This window comes from Pseudoalteromonas sp. ECSMB14103 (assembly GCF_000813065.1).
GTDB classification, from domain to species: Bacteria; Pseudomonadota; Gammaproteobacteria; order Enterobacterales; family Alteromonadaceae; genus Pseudoalteromonas; species Pseudoalteromonas marina.
In genome coordinates this window covers 990149-1010735 of sequence record NZ_JWGY01000001.1, presented here as the reverse complement: position 1 = coordinate 1010735, position 20587 = coordinate 990149, and the positions used below count along the sequence as shown (strand labels likewise).

At 38.7% G+C, this 20587-nt stretch carries 17 protein-coding genes; 4 read left to right on the top strand and 13 right to left on the bottom strand.

Annotated features, from left to right (window positions below):
* Positions 1 to 240: 240 nt before the first annotated feature.
* From RF53_RS04775 to pyrC, 9 genes are all read right to left on the bottom strand, one after another.
* A complete protein-coding gene (locus RF53_RS04775; protein ID WP_039036741.1) occupies positions 241 to 1287 on the bottom strand; it encodes a hypothetical protein in 1047 nt (348 codons plus the stop codon).
* A 61-nt stretch (positions 1288 to 1348) separates the two neighbouring features.
* Positions 1349 to 2608, bottom strand: a complete 1260-nt coding sequence (locus RF53_RS04770; RefSeq protein ID WP_039036740.1) for a tetratricopeptide repeat protein — start codon at positions 2606 to 2608, stop codon at positions 1349 to 1351.
* 11 nt (positions 2609 to 2619) lie between these two features.
* Positions 2620 to 3231 carry an energy transducer TonB gene (locus tag RF53_RS04765; protein WP_039036739.1) on the bottom strand — a complete coding sequence of 204 codons (612 nt, stop codon included), beginning with the start codon at positions 3229 to 3231 and terminating at the stop codon, positions 2620 to 2622.
* Positions 3231 to 3635, bottom strand: a complete 405-nt coding sequence (locus tag RF53_RS04760; protein ID WP_006792384.1) for an ExbD/TolR family protein — start codon at positions 3633 to 3635, stop codon at positions 3231 to 3233. The genes RF53_RS04765 and RF53_RS04760 overlap by 1 nt, the downstream gene beginning before the upstream one ends.
* A gap of 14 nt (positions 3636 to 3649) precedes the next feature.
* Complete coding sequence (locus RF53_RS04755) at positions 3650 to 4174, bottom strand: MotA/TolQ/ExbB proton channel family protein (RefSeq protein ID WP_004588135.1); 525 nt, start codon at positions 4172 to 4174, stop codon at positions 3650 to 3652.
* Entirely contained in the window at positions 4174 to 5538 is a 1365-nt protein-coding gene (locus RF53_RS04750) for a MotA/TolQ/ExbB proton channel family protein (protein ID WP_039036738.1), read from the bottom strand. Before RF53_RS04750 ends, RF53_RS04755 begins: the two co-directional genes overlap by 1 nt.
* Before the next feature lie 6 nt (positions 5539 to 5544).
* Positions 5545 to 6315: a DUF3450 domain-containing protein gene (locus RF53_RS04745; RefSeq protein ID WP_006792381.1), complete on the bottom strand. Its 771-nt coding sequence runs from the start codon at positions 6313 to 6315 to the stop codon at positions 5545 to 5547.
* A gap of 1043 nt (positions 6316 to 7358) precedes the next feature.
* Entirely contained in the window at positions 7359 to 7562 is a 204-nt protein-coding gene (locus tag RF53_RS04740) for a cold-shock protein (RefSeq protein WP_006792379.1), read from the bottom strand.
* A gap of 497 nt (positions 7563 to 8059) precedes the next feature.
* Positions 8060 to 9115 (bottom strand): dihydroorotase, encoded by a 1056-nt coding sequence (pyrC, locus tag RF53_RS04735; protein WP_039036737.1) that lies wholly within the window; start codon positions 9113 to 9115, stop codon positions 8060 to 8062.
* 200 nt (positions 9116 to 9315) lie between these two features.
* On the opposite strand from pyrC, the gene RF53_RS04730 reads away from it, so the two are divergent.
* The 3 genes from RF53_RS04730 to RF53_RS04720 all read left to right on the top strand — a co-directional run bounded on the left by RF53_RS04730 (position 9316) and on the right by RF53_RS04720 (position 13932).
* Positions 9316 to 11685 (top strand): bifunctional diguanylate cyclase/phosphodiesterase, encoded by a 2370-nt coding sequence (locus RF53_RS04730; RefSeq protein ID WP_039036736.1) that lies wholly within the window; start codon positions 9316 to 9318, stop codon positions 11683 to 11685.
* Positions 11686 to 12226: 541 nt separating this feature from the next.
* The gene (locus tag RF53_RS04725) at positions 12227 to 13114 is read left to right on the top strand and encodes a LysR family transcriptional regulator (protein ID WP_006792376.1); all 888 of its coding nucleotides are present in this window, start codon (positions 12227 to 12229) and stop codon (positions 13112 to 13114) included.
* 41 nt (positions 13115 to 13155) lie between these two features.
* Complete coding sequence (locus tag RF53_RS04720; RefSeq protein WP_039036815.1) at positions 13156 to 13932, top strand: YdcF family protein; 777 nt, start codon at positions 13156 to 13158, stop codon at positions 13930 to 13932.
* 138 nt (positions 13933 to 14070) lie between these two features.
* Here RF53_RS04720 and RF53_RS04715 read toward each other — a convergent pair whose 3' ends face one another.
* Positions 14071 to 14649 carry a DedA family protein gene (locus tag RF53_RS04715; protein ID WP_039036735.1) on the bottom strand — a complete coding sequence of 193 codons (579 nt, stop codon included), beginning with the start codon at positions 14647 to 14649 and terminating at the stop codon, positions 14071 to 14073.
* Between the two features lie 372 nt (positions 14650 to 15021).
* Complete coding sequence (locus RF53_RS04710; RefSeq protein WP_039036734.1) at positions 15022 to 15774, bottom strand: Nif3-like dinuclear metal center hexameric protein; 753 nt, start codon at positions 15772 to 15774, stop codon at positions 15022 to 15024.
* 150 nt (positions 15775 to 15924) lie between these two features.
* On the opposite strand from RF53_RS04710, the gene RF53_RS04705 reads away from it, so the two are divergent.
* The gene (locus tag RF53_RS04705; protein WP_039036733.1) at positions 15925 to 16293 is read left to right on the top strand and encodes a hypothetical protein; all 369 of its coding nucleotides are present in this window, start codon (positions 15925 to 15927) and stop codon (positions 16291 to 16293) included.
* Between the two features lie 119 nt (positions 16294 to 16412).
* Here the strand turns inward: RF53_RS04705 and RF53_RS04700 are convergent, their stop codons facing one another.
* Together RF53_RS04700 and RF53_RS04695 are read right to left on the bottom strand one after the other, a co-directional pair.
* Positions 16413 to 19598 (bottom strand): amidohydrolase family protein, encoded by a 3186-nt coding sequence (locus tag RF53_RS04700; RefSeq protein WP_039036732.1) that lies wholly within the window; start codon positions 19596 to 19598, stop codon positions 16413 to 16415.
* Positions 19599 to 19697: 99 nt separating this feature from the next.
* Positions 19698 to 20522 (bottom strand): M90 family metallopeptidase, encoded by an 825-nt coding sequence (locus RF53_RS04695; protein WP_039036731.1) that lies wholly within the window; start codon positions 20520 to 20522, stop codon positions 19698 to 19700.
* Positions 20523 to 20587 lie beyond the last annotated feature (65 nt).

The window sequence follows — 20587 nt, the reverse complement described above, 5'->3', positions numbered from 1 at the left end:
GCAAAGTTTTTGAGCCAGTAGACAAGTAAAAACAGAGCAAAACCCCTGCACCCTACTCATTACTCATGCCCATTACCTATATTGACTAGAGGCAGCTAAACATAAACTGCCCCGGCCGGAACTCAAAAAAATAACAGGGTATGTTAAAATATACTCTGCGTAATTACGTATTAAAAAACATGTATCTACACATCGAGGCTTTGCATTCCCATAAGCCTCGGCAAATAAACAACCCCTGGGTTAATAACAAATCTGACCACAAAAACTAAACGATTGTCCTGGATAAAGAATAATATCTTCAACTAAATATTGCGCGGTTTGTTCTGACACTTTAAGACGCTTTGACAAATTAACTTTAGCCTGTTCAATTGTCCATGCATGGTAATGAATACCTATATCTGTTTCCATCATTGTAAGCATGAGCAACTTGTCCTTATTAGACAGTTTTGTATTGCTGGCCATAGCAGGCAAGTCTAAGTAATGTGTTTGCCAGTCAAGTCCATTAATCAATGGCTCTTTAGATAAATATTGCACAACAAATGATTTGGTGTGATTTTGTTTAAATTTGACATTAATAACTGCACTTTCAAGCGCTTTAATTTGTTCGTTAATAATAACAACCCACTCTAAAGGCGAGTTAACCGCGTTGCCATAATAATTGAGTTTACTCTGATACCACTCTGAACCATTAGAAAGCCCTCTTAAACCAACACTCCCTCTAGGCTTATAATTATCCAAATAATTAGAAAAAGCTCTGATATGGCTTTTAATTGCACCTTGTGTAGCCTTGTTTTCGATAGCTTGCGCTACATATTCCTGTAATAAAGAATACTCTAACTTGTTTAGTTTTAGATTACTTTGCTTTGCAATGTCTAACTTAGCTTGTGTAAATTTAAGCCAACTAATAGTTTGCTCAACGGTGCTAGCTGAACGGTTAAATAAACTCATATTATGTAGAACGTCTACTTGGGCTGGCCAAGGAAAAAAACGCTCAGGAAATCGTTCTGCAATAACCAAATAATTAACTTGGGTAATTTGATTAGGTGTTAACTTCATCGTCATCAATTGCTGATAAATAGCGTGACGTTTATCAAGATATTCGTTCGAGTAAACAATGTTTTCTTCTGTAACTTTTTTATTATTTGTTTCTTGACCTAATATCAACACAGTATTTAAAGACTTTAAAGCGCTGCGTGCCTCATCAAAAGAACTAAAACTATCACTCTTATCAGTACAACCAACAAGATTTAAAAACAATAACAATGATACAAAAAACGTTTTATACATAGTGATCCTAATAAAAAAAGCCCCAGAGGGGCTTTTTAAAAATTGCTAATGTTAACTAATATTAAATTTTAACACCGTTGCGAGCGGCTTTATCTTTAATGTAAGTAGACCAACCTTTTGCAAACTTACGTGTGCGTGGGTCGTCCATAGCTTTAACAATAGCAGCATAAGCTTGCTTATACTTGCCTTGGTAGTAATACGCCTCAGCTAAATCTGAATAAATTGTACCTTTTTTGTCAGAGCCAAGCTCTAACGCCTTGTTCAAGCGAACAACGGCAGCACTGAATTTCTCAGATTGTAAAAGTAATGAACCTGCTTTGCGGTAAAGCTCAGCGTCGTCATCAAATTTAGCAGCTTCTTCATAATACTTAGCAGCTTTCTCTATATCTTTAGAGCGATGATAGTTACTTGCAACAGCGTTGACATTTTGCTTAGTACGTTTAACTTTTTCTTCTTTAATTGCCTTTTCAAGCGTTACTGCTGCTTTGTAAGGAATTTCATTTAAAGAGTAAAAGTTAGCAAGTACTTTGTATTCAACTTCGTTTTCAAAGTAACCGTTTTTGAAAGCCACTTCCATTGTTGCAAGGCCTTTCTGATAATCCTCGGTTTGTAGGTAGTATTTACCTAAACCAATCCAAGCTTTTTTATCATCAGGCCAAACTCTAACAATTTCTTCACCCACTTTAACCATGTTAGCAAAATCTTTGGTTTCAAAGTATGCGCCAAGTTTAAGCTGGTAAGGGCCTTTGTTAGGCTCTTTTTGAAGAGCTATTGCTTTGTTAGCAGGCTCAAAAACATCACTGAATTGCTCTAACCGAAAGTTGGCTTGCGCAATACGAGTATATACAGTTGGATCTTCCTCACCTGTGAAGTCCATCCAAGCTGTGTATGCTTTTTTTGCTTCTTTGTATTTCTCAGTACCCGCGTACAAATCACCTAATAACTTAAGTGTTTGTTCATGGTCTGCAAAGTTCAAAATATCAGGCGCTACTGCTAGCTTGCTGTATTTGATTGCATCAGCGTAGTTTTCTTTCTGCGCGTACATGCTACCTAAGTAACGATTTACAGTCGCTTTATCAAACTCATCTGAAGGGTCAATCTCTCTCAGCAATGCTATGGCTTCGTCAAGCTGATCTTCGTTGTACAATTCAAACGCTTTAATTACTTTTTTACCAGTACGCTCGCCCATGATCTTAGTTTTTGCTTTCTTACGCTCTTCAATTTTTGCGTAATCTGGCGCCGCTAATACAGATGAACTTAAAGTTACACCTGACACAGACATAAGAATTGCAAGAGCAGTTACTTTAGATAAATTTCTCATTACTCGCCTCCTTAGCCCTGATTAAGTTTAAAGTCTAGTTGAACTTGTAAACCAACTTGTTTTTGTGGTTTTCCGTCAATGATTTTCGGACGGTATTTCCACTTACGAAGTGCACGTTTAGCTTCACGGTCAAAGATACGTTTAGGCTCTGCGTCGATTACATCAACGTCAATAACCCCACCTAACTCATCAATTGTGAACGAAAGTTGTACCCAACCCTCTTTACCATCACGCGCTGCTTGCGTTGGATATTTTGGTTCAATACGAACGATAGGTGTCGCATCACCATCTCGTCCAAATGCACCCGGACCACTTAGTCCACCAGCAGAACTCCCCACGCTGATGCTTGGCATATTAAATGACATTGCACCTGGGTTAGGATTAGTATCCGGCTGTGGCGGCTGCGGTTTAGGCGGCTGCTTTGGCGGTGGCGGAGGCGGAGGCGGTACACGCTTCCTCTCCTGCACCTTAGATTCAGGCGGATTCGTCATAATTTCGACTATGATCTGCTCTTTTTGTTCCGTATTACGGTCAGCCCCACCAGAGATGAGGTAAGCCATGAAGTAGAACAAGCCGAAAGTAACTGCCCCACCTGCAATCAGTGAAAACAGAAAACGAATCATTACTGATCTCCAGCTATTGAAATTCTTAGGTTATCGCCCGTTGCTTTAATCTGGTCCATAACTTTAACCACTGTGCCGTGTTTTGCTTCTTTATCAGCTTGCAAAATTACAACGTCAGTAGGTTGTTCCGCTAGTAAGCTTTCAATTTTCGCTGAAACACGTTCAACGTCAACTTGCTGCTTATCAATCCAGATTGCGCCATCACTGCGTATAGCAATAAAAATGTTTGCATTTTTTTGCTTCGTAGCTTGGGCAGCTTTAGGTTTATTGACCTCGATACCAGCCTCTTTAACGAACGATGTAGTTACGATAAAGAAAATAAGCATGATAAATACGATGTCAAGCATTGGTGTCATATCTACCGCTGCTTCTTCTTCTTCACGAAAACGTTGTTTACGTGCCATATTTAATTCTCTCTCTAGTGATGAGGCATGCTATCTACAAGTTTGGCTTTCACCATTCTCGCTCTTGCCTCAAGGCGTGAGCTAAAGAAAACTCCAGATAGTGCCGCAACCATTCCAGCCATTGTTGGGATTGTTGCCATTGAAATACCTGATGCCATTAAACGTGCATTACCAGTACCTTGGGTTGCCATGGTTTCAAAAACCGCGATCATACCCGTTACAGTTCCAAGTAAGCCTATTAAAGGACAAACAGCTACTAATGTTTTAATCAACAACATACGCTGATCTAATTTTTCAGACGCTTCAGAAATCCATGCTTCACGGATTCTGTGTGCGTACCAAGACGTAGTGTCTTGGCGGGCATCCCACTTAGCAACAATATCCTTCGTTAAACGAGGAAACTCTGCAAGTAAGAACCAATAGCGCTCAATCATTAAAACCCACATCAGAAAGAGTGCTATCGCGACCACGTATAAAACCTGGCCGCCTGTGCCAACAAAATCCCTGATAGATTCCCATATCTCCATCAGGACTAGCATTAGGCTTTCTCCTTCTCCGCGTGAGTAGCGACGATACCCGCGCTTTGCTCATCAAGGATATGTAATACCGACTTACTACGACTTGCAACAATAGAGTGAAGTAGAATAAGTGGTAATGCTGCGATTAGACCTAGCGCTGTAGTTACAAGTGCTAGAGAGATGTTACCAGCCATGATCTTCGGATCGCCCGTACCGAACAATGTGATTGTTTGGAACGTTAAAATCATACCGATTACCGTACCTAGTAGACCTAGTAATGGTGCGATAGCAGCAAGGATCTTGATGATATTAATACCAGCTTCGATGCGTGGCGTTTCACGTAGAATCGCTTCATCAAGTTTAAGTTCAAGGTTTTCAACATCTTGAGATTTGTTGTCAGAGTACACTTTAAGAATACGACCCAGTGGGTTGTTTGTATTCGGTGTAGACAAGTTCTTAAGTTGTGATTTGATCTTAGAAGTAGTAAGCGCTAAGTCAAGGAAACGAACTAAGAAGATTAATAGACCTACAGCAAGTAGTACAGTGATGATGTAACCAACTGTATCACCCTGGTGGTAGTATTCCATTAGCGTTTTCTTCTGCGTATTAATACGCAAGATTGCGCCGCGTGTAGGGTCAATGTAAACGCCCGCGTAGCTATCAGAAGATGTTGCTTCTAGGTTTGAAATGCCATCTAAAATGTAGCTATCAGGTTGTTTACCTAAAGGCTGGATAGACTTTGTTTCTGGCGAGTAGATTAAGTAACCTTCGTCAGCAACTAAGTTAAAGTTACCAATACGAGTGATTTTCTTAACCGCAGTGTTTCCGTCAAGGCCAGCAACTTCAGATTCAAAAGTAGATACTTTTGCTGATTCTGTCATTTCTGTTTGAAGTGAAATCCAAAGCTCTTCTAACTCACGAACTGTTGGAAGTTCTTTAGCTGCTGCTAATGAACGAAGTACTTCAGCACGACCTGGCTTTTCAGCACTTACTAAAGATGCTTCGATAGAACCGATAGCGTCTTGCGCTGCACGACGTACAACACCGAACATCTCACCTAACGTACCTTGAGCATTTTGAAGAGCTTGCTCTTTTTCCGCTAAAGTGTTTTCGTTTTGTGCGTATTGCTTAGCTAAAGAATCACCACGTGCTTTTTCAGCAGCTAGTTGGCTTTTAGCTTTATTAAGTAAAGATTGCTTGTCAGCACGTTCTGATAAGAACTCTTGCTCACGTTGCTTATTGATCTTACCTTCTGAGATACGCTCTTGCTTAACTTGCTCAAGAATTTTGTCTAAAGCGTCAGTGTTTGCGTGTGCGTTAAGCGCGGTACCTGCAGAAACAGATAGTACTGCTGCAACAGCAAAACCTTTAAATAGTTTCTTCATTATTGATTACTCCGCGCCAAAGATTGGTAGTTTAACAAGTTCTAGTGTCGCTTGCTTACGTGCCATGCGGATCACTTCTTTAACAGGTTTTAGGTATTCTTCACCTAATTTTTTCCACTGTTTAGTGTTGTTATCCCACACCCAAGCATGTTTCAAGTCAAAAGACTGAGCAACATAAGTAATACGACCTAAACGACCGATATCTACGTTGATATTTTTGCCATCAATTTCAAGCGTACCTTGAGAAGCAGTTACTGCAGAGCTGTAAGCTGTTTCAACTGTGTATGCTTCAAGAACTTGACGGAATTTTTCAGACGTAGTAACAGAGGCAGATGCCATGATGTCACGAAGTCTTTCAACACGGCCTAGACGCGTTTCAAGATTGAATGGAACGTCCGCTTTGATGAATTGCTCAAGCGTATCGATCATGCGATACATCAAAGGCACAACGTTTTGTTTAGTGTTATCGATAGTCGCGATTTGACGATCGAACGACTCAATCGATGCATTTTGGTCAGCGACCAAACGTGCAACGTGATCGTTATACACTTTCATAAGTTCAGTCTCATCAACGATGCTACGGTACTCAGCGATTAGCTCTTGAGTTTGACCATATACATTGTCAATTTTAGTTTGAGACTTAACAGCAGCCTTTTGAATTTGTTGACCTGCTTTTTGCACGTCATTCAAAGGATCTGCAATCACATTGCTGCTTGCAAATGCAAAAGCGCCAACCAACGCTGTTGCTACAAGACTCTTTCTGATTTTAACAGACATAGTTCCCAACCAATTAAGTAATGTTACTTTTATAATTTAATTATCCTCCGAGGAGAACAACCCTGATATCTTTTAATAGATATCAACCTTTCAATAATGCTAAATGCAATAAGCGCTGTCAACTTGATGTTAGGTGTAATTAGCAAATAAATCACCTGCCGATGGACTACATTAAAGTAGCACCAATAAAATGTTAACATTATTGCAACCAACTGTATTATCAACAATCCTAGCAAACCCCAATAAGGTTGATGTTTAACTGGATAGACCTCTAAACAAACAACATAAATGCAACATTTAGTTCAAACTAGATGTATGTAAAAAAAAAATAAAAACATTTAAAAAAAAACTCTTTTAGGGGCTCTATTTGACGGTTTTTTATCATTTTTAAGCACTTTAACTCAAAAAAGGAACGGTTTAACGCACAAAAATCAAACGTTACACATATTGGAAGTTGTAAAGCTAATAGAAGGATTTCAATATTGAATTTGTGAAGGTTTTTTGACACTCAATTACAATCAAGCAACGCTCTACACTGATAGACGAAATAAGGCCTCATTAATGGCTTGGGCACAATCAACATTAAAAAAAGCTTACTTTAGTTAATTATTCTTATGATGTTCAAACCGAGTCTTGCCTAAGTTCACTGTATGTTACTTCTTAGCTCACTATCCAAACTCTAGGCTTTGTCGTTTATCCATATAATCCAGTTTGAGGCTGAGTTTTGTAAATATTAATACTTCTAAAACTTGCAAGTTAATCTAGGAAGGTAATAAAAATATTAGAAATTTATAGGCAGCACAAAATTAATAATACATAGAATTCTGTTTAGCGTATTTAATTAAAATTAGGTTTTATAGCAAAATTAAACCACATAATGGTCTTTTGGAGTTTAGATATAATAAATGAGCGCTATTAATGATTGGAGGTATAGTGGTTTATGGGTATATGAGGAATTTACTGAGCATGTGAGAAATTTTAAGGAATAATGGTGAAACAGAGACCTGCTTCACCAAGATGAACATGAGTTCACATAATTAAAATTATGCTGCTTCAACGTTCTCAGCTTCAGGGCCTTTTTGACCTTGTTTGATGCTGAATGTCACTGCTTGACCTTCGCTAAGAGTGCGAAAACCAGAACCAGAGATTGCGCTGAAGTGTACAAACACGTCAGGACCGTTTTCTTGTTCAATGAAACCAAAGCCTTTAGCTTCGTTGAAAAACTTTACTTTACCAGAAACCGACATACTAAATTTTCCTGTAAGTCAATAATTAAAAATTCTGCCACGTTATTGTGGCAATAGCCTCCTTGAGTCAATGCTCATAAAATAGAGGTATAGTACAGGAACAAGTAATAACCTAACTGGTAACCTTAAACGCAGCACAATATCCGTAAATTCAATTCATAAAAACTCAAAGCAAAGTAAGATTAACACATTCTATTTTTTTTCGCTCTATTAATTGAAAATAATTTCTAAAAAAACTTACTCCGTGACTAAAAATAGATAAGACATTGATTAAAATAAATAAAAATAAAATATTATTGTAATATTTATTATAAAATCCTAATAAAAATACAGCGATTGTTAACTCTTAGCAGGCTGATTTCTGTTCATACTAAAACAAACAAGAAATAATGATTAAGTAACAAGCCAATTTACAACTTTTTTTACAAGCCGTGAGCCTAAATATTTACATAAAAAAAGCCGCTTAAGTAAGCGGCTTTGATTTCAAATACTTAATTTTACTTTAAAACAGCCCAATCAATTACGGATTCTGCTTTTATTGGTACGACTTCAGAATCACCAAGCGTATAACTTGCAGGCACAGTCCAAGGCGACTTTTGCAGTGTAATTGTATCGCTATTACGCGCTAAACCATAAAAGTCTGGCCCAAAGTGGCTTGCAAAGCCCTCTAGCTTATCTAATGCACCAGCTTCTTCAAATGCTTCTGCGTAAAGCTCAATAGCAGCATGAGCCGTGTAAGCCCCTGCACAACCGCACGCAGCTTCTTTCTTATCTTTATAATGAGGCGCTGAGTCAGTACCTAAAAAGAACTTTTTACTGCCACTCGTAGCTGCAGCCATTAGTGCTTGCTGGTGAATATTACGTTTAAGTATAGGCAGACAGTAATAATGAGGACGAATCCCCCCTGCTAACATGTGGTTTCGATTATACAGTAAATGGTGGGCAGTAATCGTTGCCGCAACATTACTTGGCGCATTATTGACAAAATCAACCGCATCTTTTGTTGTTATATGCTCAAGTACTATTTTAAGCTCTGGAAAGTCGTTAACTACATCACCTAGAATCGTATCTAAAAATACTTTTTCTCTGTCAAAAATATCAATTGAAGAATCCGTCACTTCACCATGTACAAGCAAAAGCATACCAACATCTTGCATAGCGCTAAGCACTGAATATATATTTTTGACGGACGTTACTCCTGAATCAGAGTTGGTTGTCGCGCCGGCAGGATATAGTTTAGCAGCAAATACTTTGCCTGATGCCTTAGCCTTAATTATTTCTTCAGGTGTTGTCTTATCAGTAAGGTATAGCACCATCAAGGGCTCAAAGTTACCTTGTGGCTTAGCAGCCATTATACGCTCTCTGTAAGCTAAAGCGGTGTCCGTGCAGGTCGCTGGAGGAACCAAATTTGGCATTATAATAGCGCGCCCCATATAGCGGCTAATATCGCGCACAGTGTCTTTAAGCTGATCACCATCGCGTAAATGCACATGCCAATCGTCAGGTCGGGTAATAGTTAACGTTTTTACAGAGTTTGTATTATTACTGGTCATCACTTCATTCCACAGCTGAATTTATGTGATCATAGGCATATGATGTTTTCGAGTAAAGATTTTATTAAAATAATCGGTTACTAATTTGCCCTATTTTATTTACAGCTTTGTTAAAACGTTTATCGTTTTATTTTGTAGAACAGTTGATATTAGGTTAACTTAATGTGGTGTTCATAAAAAAAGAATAATAAATTTTGCCTATGTCGAACAGTATCGATACCTCCAAAGCGCTTGAAGTAAAAACAGATCAGCTAAGTATCATAAATCAGTTTTCATCAAGCCTATTACAGCTAGACACCTTAGATGAGCTATTTGAATATGTAACGACCCAAGTTGTGAATCGGCTTGGATTTGTTGACTGTGTTATTTATCTTGCTGATGAATCAGCCTCTAAACTCAATCTTGTTGCTTCTATGGGAATCGATCGCCAAAGATATAAGTACAAAGCCCAAAGAAAAGTAATTAATTTTAACGAAGGGATATCAGGTTTTGTTGCAACAACAAAAAAGGCAATAATTTTAGGCGATGTCACAAAAGATAGCCGTTATATTGCAGACGAACGCCCTGCTCAATCAGAGCTTTGCGTGCCTCTTGTATATAAAGACCGCATTCTAGGTGTTATTGATTGTGAACACCCAGCTATGAACTACTTTACTAATGCACACCTTGAAATATTAACAACAGTGGCACACCTTTTAAGCGCTAAAATAAACCAAGTCAACATGGTAAATAGCCTGCAATCGACTGTAGAGCAGTTAAATGACGCGCAAAAGCTTGAAAACAGTCTTCTTCAAATAGCCAACTTAACCTATAAAGCCAGTGACTTAGATACATTTTTTGAATCTTTGCACACTATTATTAATAGCTTATTAAGGGCTGATAACTTCTTTATTGGCCTTTACGATAAACAAATCGACATCCTTGATATTGTTTACATTGTTGAAGCTGGAATACAAACAAACACACATCAAAAAATCTCTAAAGAACAACTTAAAGACACCGCGTCTTACTTTTTATTGCAAACTGACCAAGCGATGTTATTAACAAAACAAGACTACATTGATCATATAGAGCAAGGTCATTTTAAATTAATTGGTCGTCAAGCCGAATCTTGGCTAGGTGTACCATTTAAAGCCAATGAACGTATGAGTGGTGTCATTGTTGTGCAAAGTTATCATGAGGCACATCATTATAATGAGCACGATAGTGCTTTGCTTACCTATGTGAGCAGGCAAATAAGTATGGCAATAGATAGGCAGTTAGCTAGACAGGAGCTTGAACACAAAGCTTTACATGATGGATTAACAGGGCTTGCTAATCGTTCATTACTTATTGAACGAATAAAGCATGCAATTTTACGCTTAACGCGTGTAAAAAAAGGCACTGTTCATGCCCTACTTTATTTAGATTTTGACCGCTTTAAAAGCATCAATGATGCGCTTGGCCACGAAGTTGGCGATCACTTTTTAATTAAAATTTGTGAGTTGATCAAAGGTACAGTTCGTAACACCGACACTTTTTCACGCTTGGGTGGCGACGAGTTTGCTATTTTAATGGAAAACATTACTCATCGTAATCAAGTTAAAGAGGCACTAGGGCGCATAAAAGAAGCACTTTCTAAACCAATAAATGTTGATGGCCATTTATTGCAAGCCTCTACCAGCATAGGTATTGCCTATACTGATAATGTTGACGATAAAGCATACCTGTTACTGCAACAAGCAGACGCCGCTATGTACGAGGCTAAATCAACAGGCCGCGGACAAGTTAAGTTTTTTAACAACACAATGAGAAAAAAGCTTAAAACACACGCCGACATAGAAAACGACCTACAGCACGGTATTGAACACAACGAATTTGAACTCTACTTTCAGCCAATTTTTACAATCTTAGATAACCACGTTATTGGCTTTGAAGCACTTGTGCGTTGGCACCACCCTAAAAAAGGGTTTGTTTCACCTAATGACTTTATTCCTATTGCTGAAAAAACAGGCCAAATAATCAACCTGGATTTACATCTACTCGACTTAGCTGCACAGCATATTTCAAAGTGGCACCAACAAGGTCATCGTTTCTTAAAAGTGACAGTAAATGTATCATCGCGTCATTTTGCAAGCCTAGATTTTGTAGCTCAGGTCCACGCTATCTATAACAAATACCAATTGCCTTTAGGTTCTTTGTGCTTAGAAATAACCGAATCTGGATTAATAGAAAACTTAGAGCTCGCCACACAAATTATCGAAGGGCTCTCACCTCTAAAAGTAAAACTATGTCTTGATGATTTTGGAACAGGTTACTCTGCGCTAGGCTACTTACACCAGCTCCCCATTCATATTCTGAAGATTGATAAAAGCTTCATCGATCATGTACAAGATTCAACAAATCCCTTGGTTGAGGCTATTTTGTCACTTGCTAAGTCGTTAAAACTTGAAGTTGTTGCTGAAGGAATTGAAACCACCGGACAGCTAGAGACTTTGCAAACTACGCATTGTGAATACGGACAAGGTTATTTAATGTCAAAACCAGTTCCAGCAAAAGAAGCTATATTACTAATTAATCAACCACTTTAGCCCCACATCTGTAAAGTTAAGGCTTGGGGCACTTAGAGCGCGGCGCGAGGTATATAACCCAGTGGGATAAATAAATACCCAGCAACAAATAGCAAATAGCCCCATAAATAACCCAAAGGACAACATACTTTTGGGTTTGTTATTGGTTATTTATTAGGAATGACCACAATACATAAATTATGTTTGCCTTAATAAAAAACTGACAGCTGTAAAATCATTCACCAAAGATCAACCTTCATATACTCCAAAGTATTTTTATTTTCTACAAAGGTCACTACTTTTCTATCTATTTGCGTTAGTTAACTAAGCGAGTTAAAAATTTTTTATACCAGTCCCTTCACCTTTAAACATGAAGTAAATTAATACAAGCAGAAAAAATCGGCTTTAATCTAGTTACTTACGCTAAACTATAAAAATATTAATCAGTAAAACTATATTTATTAGCTTAATTTAGACGTCTAGACGTTGAAACGTTTTTTATATAAGCGTAGTATTGAAAAATAATGAGCACTACTCAAATTTTCCATGAGAATTATTAAAGATGATTGGTATAAAACACTTAAAAACTATTGCAACCCTTAAAGAAACCGGTTCATTAGTGAATACTGCCCGCGAATTATTCTTAACTCAGTCGGCTTTATCACATCAAATTAAAGACTTGGAAAACAAGTTAGACTGCCAGCTGTTTGAACGCAAAACGCAGCCTGTGCGTTTTACCCCGCAAGGCATGTTATTGCTTGAGTTAGCCCACGAAATACTGCCGAAAATTGAAGCAACTAAATGTCGTTTAAAAGAGAGCCTTAATCAGCCAATTTCACAATTACGCTTAAGTGTTGAATGCCATGCTTGTTTTCACTGGCTACTTCCAACAATTAAAGATTTTAATAACTTTTGGCCAGATATAAAAATTGACTATGAACGTGGTTTTAGTTATGACGCAATTCCAGACTTACTTAACGATGAATTAGACTTAGTACTCACATCAGACATTCGTGAACCCGATAAGCTAGAGTATGCCCATTTATTCGACTTTAAGTTAAAATTAATTGTTGCACCTGATCACGATCTTGCTAAAAAAGCATACGTTACAGCGTTAGACTTAAAGAATGAAACTATTATTTCTTACCCTATTCCGCGCGAACGCCAAGATATATTTAAACATTTCATTCAAAATGCACGTTTTGACGGGACGTTAAAAAACGTAGATCAAGGACTACTAATTTTTCAGCTAGTAAGTGCTGGAATGGGTGTAGCTGCATTACCTGATTGGTTGGTTACACCATATGAAAGCCAAGGACTCATCAAATCGATTCCACTAGGTGCACTAGGTTTAACTCGACCAATGTACTTAGCGATGAAAAAAGATATGAAAGATAACCCTGTATATCGCCACTTTTTAAATACGTGTAAGTTAAATAACGGTCGATAAACTACTCGTTAATGAGTAACATAACTTACATTATTGATTTTATGTTGCTCATTATGTTCGCTTTGAAAAAGTTACTTGGCGGCTTGCTTATGCCGCTCCCTTTACTTGGTCTTTTTACATTTATAGCTTTGTTTTTGGCATTTAAGGGTCGCAAGTTTTCTTTAGTAATTGCATTTTTTGGACTTTCAACATTGTTGGCAATCAGTACACCGTTTGTTGCTAACCTGATTTTAAAAAACAACGAGCCAACAAGCCTTTCTTTTCACCCTTCAAAACACCCAGAATTAGACAAAATAGTAGTGCTTGGGTGCGATATAAATCCTAACCCTGTCTTAAGTGCCAATAACCAATTAGGTAATTGCGCGCTAACCCGACTAGTTGAAGGAGTCAAACTCGCTAAGTACTACCCAAAATCACAGCTTATTGTTTCTGGCGGCGGTTATGAGAATATTACTAACAGCAGCTTGATGTATCAAACCGCCATTGAGCTAGGCATTAATAAAAATAGGCTTTTGCAAAACCCAAAGGCAATGGATACAGCGCAAGAAGCGGCGCTACTGGCGCCTAAGCTAGTTGATTTTAAAGTAGCGTTAGTAACTTCGGTATTGCATATGCCAAGAGCCCAGGACTTGTTTTTAGCCCAAGGTGTAATAACCATTCCTGCAGCAACTGACTTTCACAATTTTTCAGCGCTTCCTTTTCATAAACAGCTCGTTCCAAATGCGCAAGCGCTACTAGCCGTAACGCAATACAGCCATGAAGTTGTAGGAACGACGTGGATAAAAGTCCGTCGATGGCTAAACCCTGAGGCACTTTAAACAACTTGCATAAAGCCAACTGTTAACCTGTAAATTTGATTTGTTTATACTTAATGTTTATCGAGCAAAACACAAAGTATCAATAATTTATGATATGTGGGTAAAGCTCTTCGCTAGATTTTTTGTTAAACAATAACGTCACTTTACTGTCGTTGTTTTTGTAGGTGGGTGTTTTGTCCAAAGCCGATAGAGTATAACTAAAAATATCCCTAACAATAATATACTCAGTGCGGTTAAGCTCTCTACACCTATAGACTCAAATGTAGCTCCAAAAGTATAGCCTCCGCCAACTAAAATAATGACCCATAAAGCAGCTGAACAGGCATTTAAGGTGCTAAATAGGGGCCAAGATATATCGGTTAGCCCTACAGGGAGCGCTCCAATTGTGCGCATACCTTTGGGGTATCGATATAAAAAAATGTAAGCCTTGCCGTAACGGTTAGCAAGCGCACTCGCTGTTTGAAATAGTTGACCAATTTTATTAGGTTTTTCAAGCCATGAAGTGCCATAAGCTCTTGCAAGAGCAAACCGTATCTCATCGCCAATATACCCTCCCATAAAAGTAGCTAAAATAACTAATTTAATATCAAGCGCGCCGATTTGAGCAGCATAACCTGCAAATAAAGGTAACCAGCCGCTTTTCAATGCACAATAGCCAAATAGCAATAGGTAAACAAATAAGCCGTACTGCTCAAGTAGAGCTAAAACACCTTCCATTGCGGTCCTTATAAGGTCATTTTTAATAAAACTAGAAATACATAACGAATTAAGTAAATTAAAAGATCTTTATGAGAGACCAAACCACTTACCTTACTTTTACAACCGGTTTATTTTATTCGCTTTCATTTAAGCAGTGTATATAAAGAAAGCGTGTCTACTTCCCACGCTCTGAACACTCTCAATTTATACTCAACTCACTAGACAACAAATTTAAACACGCCCTCACTTCAATATAAGTAAATAAAGTCTATTAGAGCAGAGCTTGTACACTATCCGTTGTCGCCCCTATTTAACTGGCGTTAAATTCAAGGCTTTAAATTTTAAAATATAACGAGTACTAAAATTAATAATCTTAAATATCACAGTAGCTTAAACAGGATTATCAATATCAATAAAGCTAACCTCAAAACCGTACTCCAGGGCAAGTAGCTCGCCCAGAGCTTTTATACCGTAGCGTTCGGTTGCATGATGCCCTGCTGCAAAAAAATCAATATTTTGTTCTCGTGAGCTATGAATAGTTTGCTCAGACGCTTCACCTGTTAAATAAGCGTCAATACCTTGCTCAGCAGCTAAATCAATATAACCTTGACCTCCACCAGTGCACAGCGCAATAGTTTGTATTTTACTTGAACGAACTAAGCTTGTGAGGGGTTCTCGGTTAAGTACCTTAGCTATTTTTGATGCAAATTCATCTCCACTTAGCGCTGTTTTAAGGCGCCCTTTCACTGCAACACTGTTAGCAACAGGTTCAAGCCCTTCTTGAATTTCAATATCTAATAATTTTGCAAGCTGCGCGTTATTACCAATCTCTGGGTGAATATCTAAAGGGAGGTGATAAGCAAATAAATTAATGTCGTTAGCCAATAAGGCGGCTATTCTTCGCTTTTTCATCCCGGTGATAGGTTGAGACTCGCCTTTCCAAAAATAACCATGATGGACCAAGATAGCGTCTGCTTGCTCATCAATTGCAGCGTCAATTAAAGCTTGGCTCGCTGTTACTCCGGTAACAATTTTTTTTATTTCATTTTTACCCTCAACTTGTAATCCATTTGGGCAAAAATCCTTAATATTGTGAGGCTTTAAAATATCATTTAATAATTGGTTAAATTCTTGACGTTGCATACGCGTAACCTTACTTTGCACTGAATTTTGTGCAAATTTTGGCGTTTATTGCTTTAAAATGGAAGGAAAATCGCAAAAAATTGAAAAACTGATTCAAAATAGGTATAAATAGCTTCTCTTTATCTGTGTTCACAACGTATAGGGTCTCTGATGAGCAAACTAGACAAAACAGAAGTACTATCTGCCTTTGAAGCAGCGTATGAAGCTGCTAATGGTAAAAAACCTGAAATTACAACTAAACCAGGCTGGTACAGCATCGATGGCGGAAAAAACTTACGCCTAGCTGACGTAGCTGAGCTAACTAAAGAATTAAGCAGTGGTAAAGCAACAGCGGCACCTGCTGAAAAAGCGCCAGCTAAAAAAACTAAAACCAAAAAAGCTGCGCCTGTTACTGCTCAGAAAAAAGCGCCATTCACTTTGGTTACTCAAAGTGAAGATGGTTACACCGCAGAAGAATTGTGGATTGTAATCCTAGCGCGTAAAGATCATGACTGTCGCCTACCGCGCGGTGTTGTTTAATCAACATTAATGATTTTAAAAGAAACCGCGTTAAGCGGTTTTTTTATGCCTGCTGTTTATAATTTGTAAAATAAAAAAGCGGCATAAAAGCCGCTTTTTAAAGACGTTAATTAAAATTGTTACTTTTCAAAATAAAGCGGCTGGCGTGCTTTTTTGCCAACTTCATTCATCGTTTCTGCATTAAATAAACGACCATTAATCATTGTATAATCGACTTTATCAGAGCTGCGAATATCAATTAACGGATCACCATCAATCACCATTAAATCAGCCAGTTTACCCACTTCAAGCGAGCCTACGTTTTTATCAAGCCCTAGGTACTTAGCTGGATCGAGTGTTGATGCGCGTATGGCTTCTAGTGGCGTCATGCCGCCTTGGGCAAACATCCACATTTCCCAATGTGCGCCTAACCCCTCACGTTGGCCATGTGCTCCTAAGTTAACTAAAACACCTAAGTCTTGTAGCTCAGCCGACACACGTGCATTGTTAAAATGATTATAGTGATGATCGGGTGCTTTAACACGACGCATAGAACGCGGCAGCAACTGATTTTGAGGCACAAACTTACTTAAACGAGGGTGATTCCACACGTCAGTTTTATCATACCAATAGTTTTCACCCCATATACCACCATAGGCAACAACAAGCGTTGGTGTGTAACCCACATCACTTTGTGACCATAATTGTTTTATATCATCGTATATGTTTTCTACAGGAATGGAATGCTCAATACCTGTATGCCCATCAACCACCATGCTCAAATTATGTTGCAGTAGCGAACCGCCTTCTGGCACAACCATCATTTCAAGTTCGCGACCTGCTTCAACGACTTGTTGGCGCTGCTCACGACGGGGTTGATTGTATGATTTAACACTAAAAGCACCGACTTTCTTTAAGCGTTCTAAGTGAAATTTAGCATCTTCTAACGAATCAATATGCGAGGTATAACCCGGCATATTAGCCCCATACAAAATAGTTCCTGTAGAGAAAATACGCGGACCAACAATCATGCCTGCTTTTTGCATTTCGCTTGCAGTGAATATTTCGGTGGTGTCGTTAGAGGGATCATGAATAGTCGTAACACCTAAAGCTAAACCTGCAAAGTTTTTCCAATTTTGCTGAGGAATTATTTCATTGCTCCCTTGAGAACCATGAGCATGGGCGTCAACAATACCTGGCATGATGGTTTTACCTGTAACGTCTATAACGTCTGCATCTTTTGGTATGCTTAATTCAGAAGCTGGGCCTACAGCTTTTATATGCTTGCCATCAGTAATTATTACTCCGTTTTCAATGACTTTATCACCATTCATCGTAATAATTTTACCGCCAGTTAAAGCAATCATGCCTTTTGGCTCATTCACCTTCTTACTAAATCCGATGTTTTCGCCATTTTTAACTTTAAAATCAGCGTCGCTTTTACTGTTAATCGCAAATACACCGTTTAAATTTGCATGGTAAAGCTCAGGCCCTAGTGTCCAATAAAGTTTGCTGCTATCGGCACTCCAGCTAATACTTTCACCAGCACGCACAGATAGCTGCTCTATAGGGAATTTACTGTCTTTAGGTCCAATATTTATGGCCTTCCCACTTTCAACTAATGGCGTTACATACACTTTAAATCGCTCAGCAAAAGCAAGATACTCCCCATCTGGAGATACTCTAAATTCAGTAGCATGCTCAGATTCATAAAGTTTAGATACTTTTTTGCTCTCTAGCTCTACAACACTCAGCGATGGTTTTGGCCATGGACTCATTACAAATACACGGTCGTTGTCAGCCCCAAATTGTGGCTGATATCCACTTTTAGAAATCAGTTCACTTTCACCGCCTTTTGCGCTAACGCTATAAATACCTGGGTTCAATGACCATTTAGGATTTAAAATACTGCCACCGCTGGCTTTGCGATAAACAACCGTTTTACCATTTGGGCTAAACGTTGGTTCTACATACTTGCCTGGCTCTTGTGTAATTGTGTCGCCTCGACCACTGCGAGAAGATACAACGCGCACTTGCCCTTGCTTGTTATCGTTCCACGTGGTGTAAACTATTTTTTTACCATCGCGAGAATACTGCGGAAATAATTCAAAATGATCTGTTTGTTTTGTTAAACGCTTAATTTTTCCAGATTCTAAATCGCGTTTATAAATATAGCCTAACGCTTCAAAAATAGCGGTTTCACCGTCGGGGCTTACTTGTACATTACGCAGCATTTTTACGTCAAATTCATCAGTGTCTAAATTTTGAGTAAAACGAAGCGCTGGTTGAATCTTTTTAGTGGTTTCTACTTTAAATGCAATCGGACTAACTGATTTGTCAGTCACGTCAACAGATTGAATTTTACCACCCGCCCAAAATACCAATTCTTTATTATCGGGTGTCCAGGCAATTGTAGGATAAACACCGTGAATAGCCCACGTTTCTTGCATGTCACGCTCTAACTTATCGTATACCTGAGTGTGCTCACCCGTGCTTAAATCATAAAGATACAAACTAGTTTGAAAGTCGTCTCGCTTAATGTAAGCAAGCGTTTTTCCATCTGGCGATGGAGTTGGTCTAATTGCGCCACCCATACCATCAATAATTGTTTCTATTTCACCTGTTTCACGATCGTAGCGCTTAATTTTATATATACCCGCTACAGAATCCTTCGAATAGTGAAACGTTTTGCCTGGTGTTGCATCATGAGAAAAATACACATAACGCCCATCAGGTGAAAACATTGGCTCACCTAAATCTTTTTGGTCGTTCTCGCGTTTAGTCAGCTGAACCCCTTTACCACCCGCTTTATGGTATAGCCATACTTCACCAGCACCTAGTGAACGACTAGCCGTAAAGTGTTTACGCGCCACTAAAAAATCGCCATCAGGGCTCCACGCTGGACTATTTAATAATCTAAACGTTTCGTTGGTTACTGCACTTTGGTTCTCACCGTTTAAATCCATAACCCAAATATTGTCGCCGCCACCTTGATCAGAAGTAAACGCAATGTGTTTACCATCGGGGCTAAAACGAGGTTGCATTTGCCATGCTATATCAGAGGTTAATTGTGTTGCTGTACCGCCACTCATTGGCATTGTGTAAATGTCGCCTAGTAAGTCAAATACAATGGTTTTGCCATCTGGGCTAATATCAATGTTCATCCATGTGCCTTGTTCTACGCTAATTTTAGCGTCAACAAATTGCCCTTTAGGAGAATCTACTTGCCATTTTTGTTCATCTTTTTTATCGGTTGATTCAGCATGTGCTTGCCCAAGAGCTAATGACACTGACAAAGCCAACGCCGTATGCAGCAATTTCTTCATAACTTTCTCGCTTATTATTGTTGCTGTGTGTTTTAACCGATTGCAACAAAAACAACCAAAAGTTACCAGCGTTATTTGATAAAGCGCAGTTTATTACGTTTAATGCCAAGAAATGGGGTCAAATTGATAGTAGTTAACCAGCATTCTATATATTTCTGGATCGTAGCGCCGTAACTCTGCTGGTTTTTCAATAAAGGTTTCGGTGATCACCGCAAAAAATTCGGCCTCGTTTGTTGCGCCATAACTATGAATAACGTGAGGCATACTATACGCCACATGACTTTTAAGCTGCGTAAAGGCACGACTAAATACCCTTGCCCACTCTTTATAATCCGCCGAGCTTTTTAAAAGTGGCGTACCTGTTGTTTTACCTGTTTCCTGATCTAACTGATGAGCAAATTCGTGAAACACCAAGTTATGCCCATCACTGGGTAAGCGGCTTCCTTCTAATACATCATGCCAACTGAGTACCAATGTTCCCCCAGGCCACGATTCACCTTGTCTCACCGTATTATGATAACTGACTAAACCAGCACTATCGCGCGTGGTTTGCGGTGCGTAATAAGCACTTGGGTACAATAGTATTTCTTTTACATTAATATAAAGAGGCCACGGCTTGTTAAGCACGAGTACGCAGGCATCAGCAGCAACAATAAGTTTCATGGCAGGTGTGAGCTTTAATCCATCGCAGCCAATAAAGCGCTTTTCATTTAAAAACCAAACAATATGTCTCTCAAGTTTGGCTCTATCAGCATCCGTCATCTTTCGGTAAATAGGCATACAGCGCAGTAAGATATCTTTTTGCTGAGAGCTTAAACCCATACGTTGATACTTATTGCGCCAAAAGGAGGCTTGGATAGAAGGCCACTGCCAAAGTATCGCCACAAATAACACTAAAACACCAATTAACAGTCCATTTATCATGGCAATACCCTAAACATATATGTGCCTTTATAAATATGTTCACCGGGATGAATTTTCAACTGCTG

Bases quoted from the DNA above. Each gene is read 5' to 3' on its own strand.
- RF53_RS04775 (WP_039036741.1), bottom strand. From the start codon at position 1,287: ATGTATAAAACGTTTTTTGTATCATTGTTATTGTTTTTAAATCTTGTT.
- RF53_RS04770 (WP_039036740.1), bottom strand. From the start codon at position 2,608: ATGAGAAATTTATCTAAAGTAACTGCTCTTGCAATTCTTATGTCTGTG.
- RF53_RS04765 (WP_039036739.1), bottom strand. From the start codon at position 3,231: ATGATTCGTTTTCTGTTTTCACTGATTGCAGGTGGGGCAGTTACTTTC.
- RF53_RS04760 (WP_006792384.1), bottom strand. From the start codon at position 3,635: ATGGCACGTAAACAACGTTTTCGTGAAGAAGAAGAAGCAGCGGTAGAT.
- RF53_RS04755 (WP_004588135.1), bottom strand. From the start codon at position 4,174: ATGCTAGTCCTGATGGAGATATGGGAATCTATCAGGGATTTTGTTGGC.
- RF53_RS04750 (WP_039036738.1), bottom strand. From the start codon at position 5,538: ATGAAGAAACTATTTAAAGGTTTTGCTGTTGCAGCAGTACTATCTGTT.
- RF53_RS04745 (WP_006792381.1), bottom strand. From the start codon at position 6,315: ATGTCTGTTAAAATCAGAAAGAGTCTTGTAGCAACAGCGTTGGTTGGC.
- RF53_RS04740 (WP_006792379.1), bottom strand. From the start codon at position 7,562: ATGTCGGTTTCTGGTAAAGTAAAGTTTTTCAACGAAGCTAAAGGCTTT.
- pyrC (WP_039036737.1), bottom strand. From the start codon at position 9,115: ATGACCAGTAATAATACAAACTCTGTAAAAACGTTAACTATTACCCGA.
- RF53_RS04730 (WP_039036736.1), top strand. From the start codon at position 9,316: ATGTCGAACAGTATCGATACCTCCAAAGCGCTTGAAGTAAAAACAGAT.
- RF53_RS04725 (WP_006792376.1), top strand. From the start codon at position 12,227: ATGATTGGTATAAAACACTTAAAAACTATTGCAACCCTTAAAGAAACC.
- RF53_RS04720 (WP_039036815.1), top strand. From the start codon at position 13,156: ATGTTGCTCATTATGTTCGCTTTGAAAAAGTTACTTGGCGGCTTGCTT.
- RF53_RS04715 (WP_039036735.1), bottom strand. From the start codon at position 14,649: ATGGAAGGTGTTTTAGCTCTACTTGAGCAGTACGGCTTATTTGTTTAC.
- RF53_RS04710 (WP_039036734.1), bottom strand. From the start codon at position 15,774: ATGCAACGTCAAGAATTTAACCAATTATTAAATGATATTTTAAAGCCT.
- RF53_RS04705 (WP_039036733.1), top strand. From the start codon at position 15,925: ATGAGCAAACTAGACAAAACAGAAGTACTATCTGCCTTTGAAGCAGCG.
- RF53_RS04700 (WP_039036732.1), bottom strand. From the start codon at position 19,598: ATGAAGAAATTGCTGCATACGGCGTTGGCTTTGTCAGTGTCATTAGCT.
- RF53_RS04695 (WP_039036731.1), bottom strand. From the start codon at position 20,522: ATGATAAATGGACTGTTAATTGGTGTTTTAGTGTTATTTGTGGCGATA.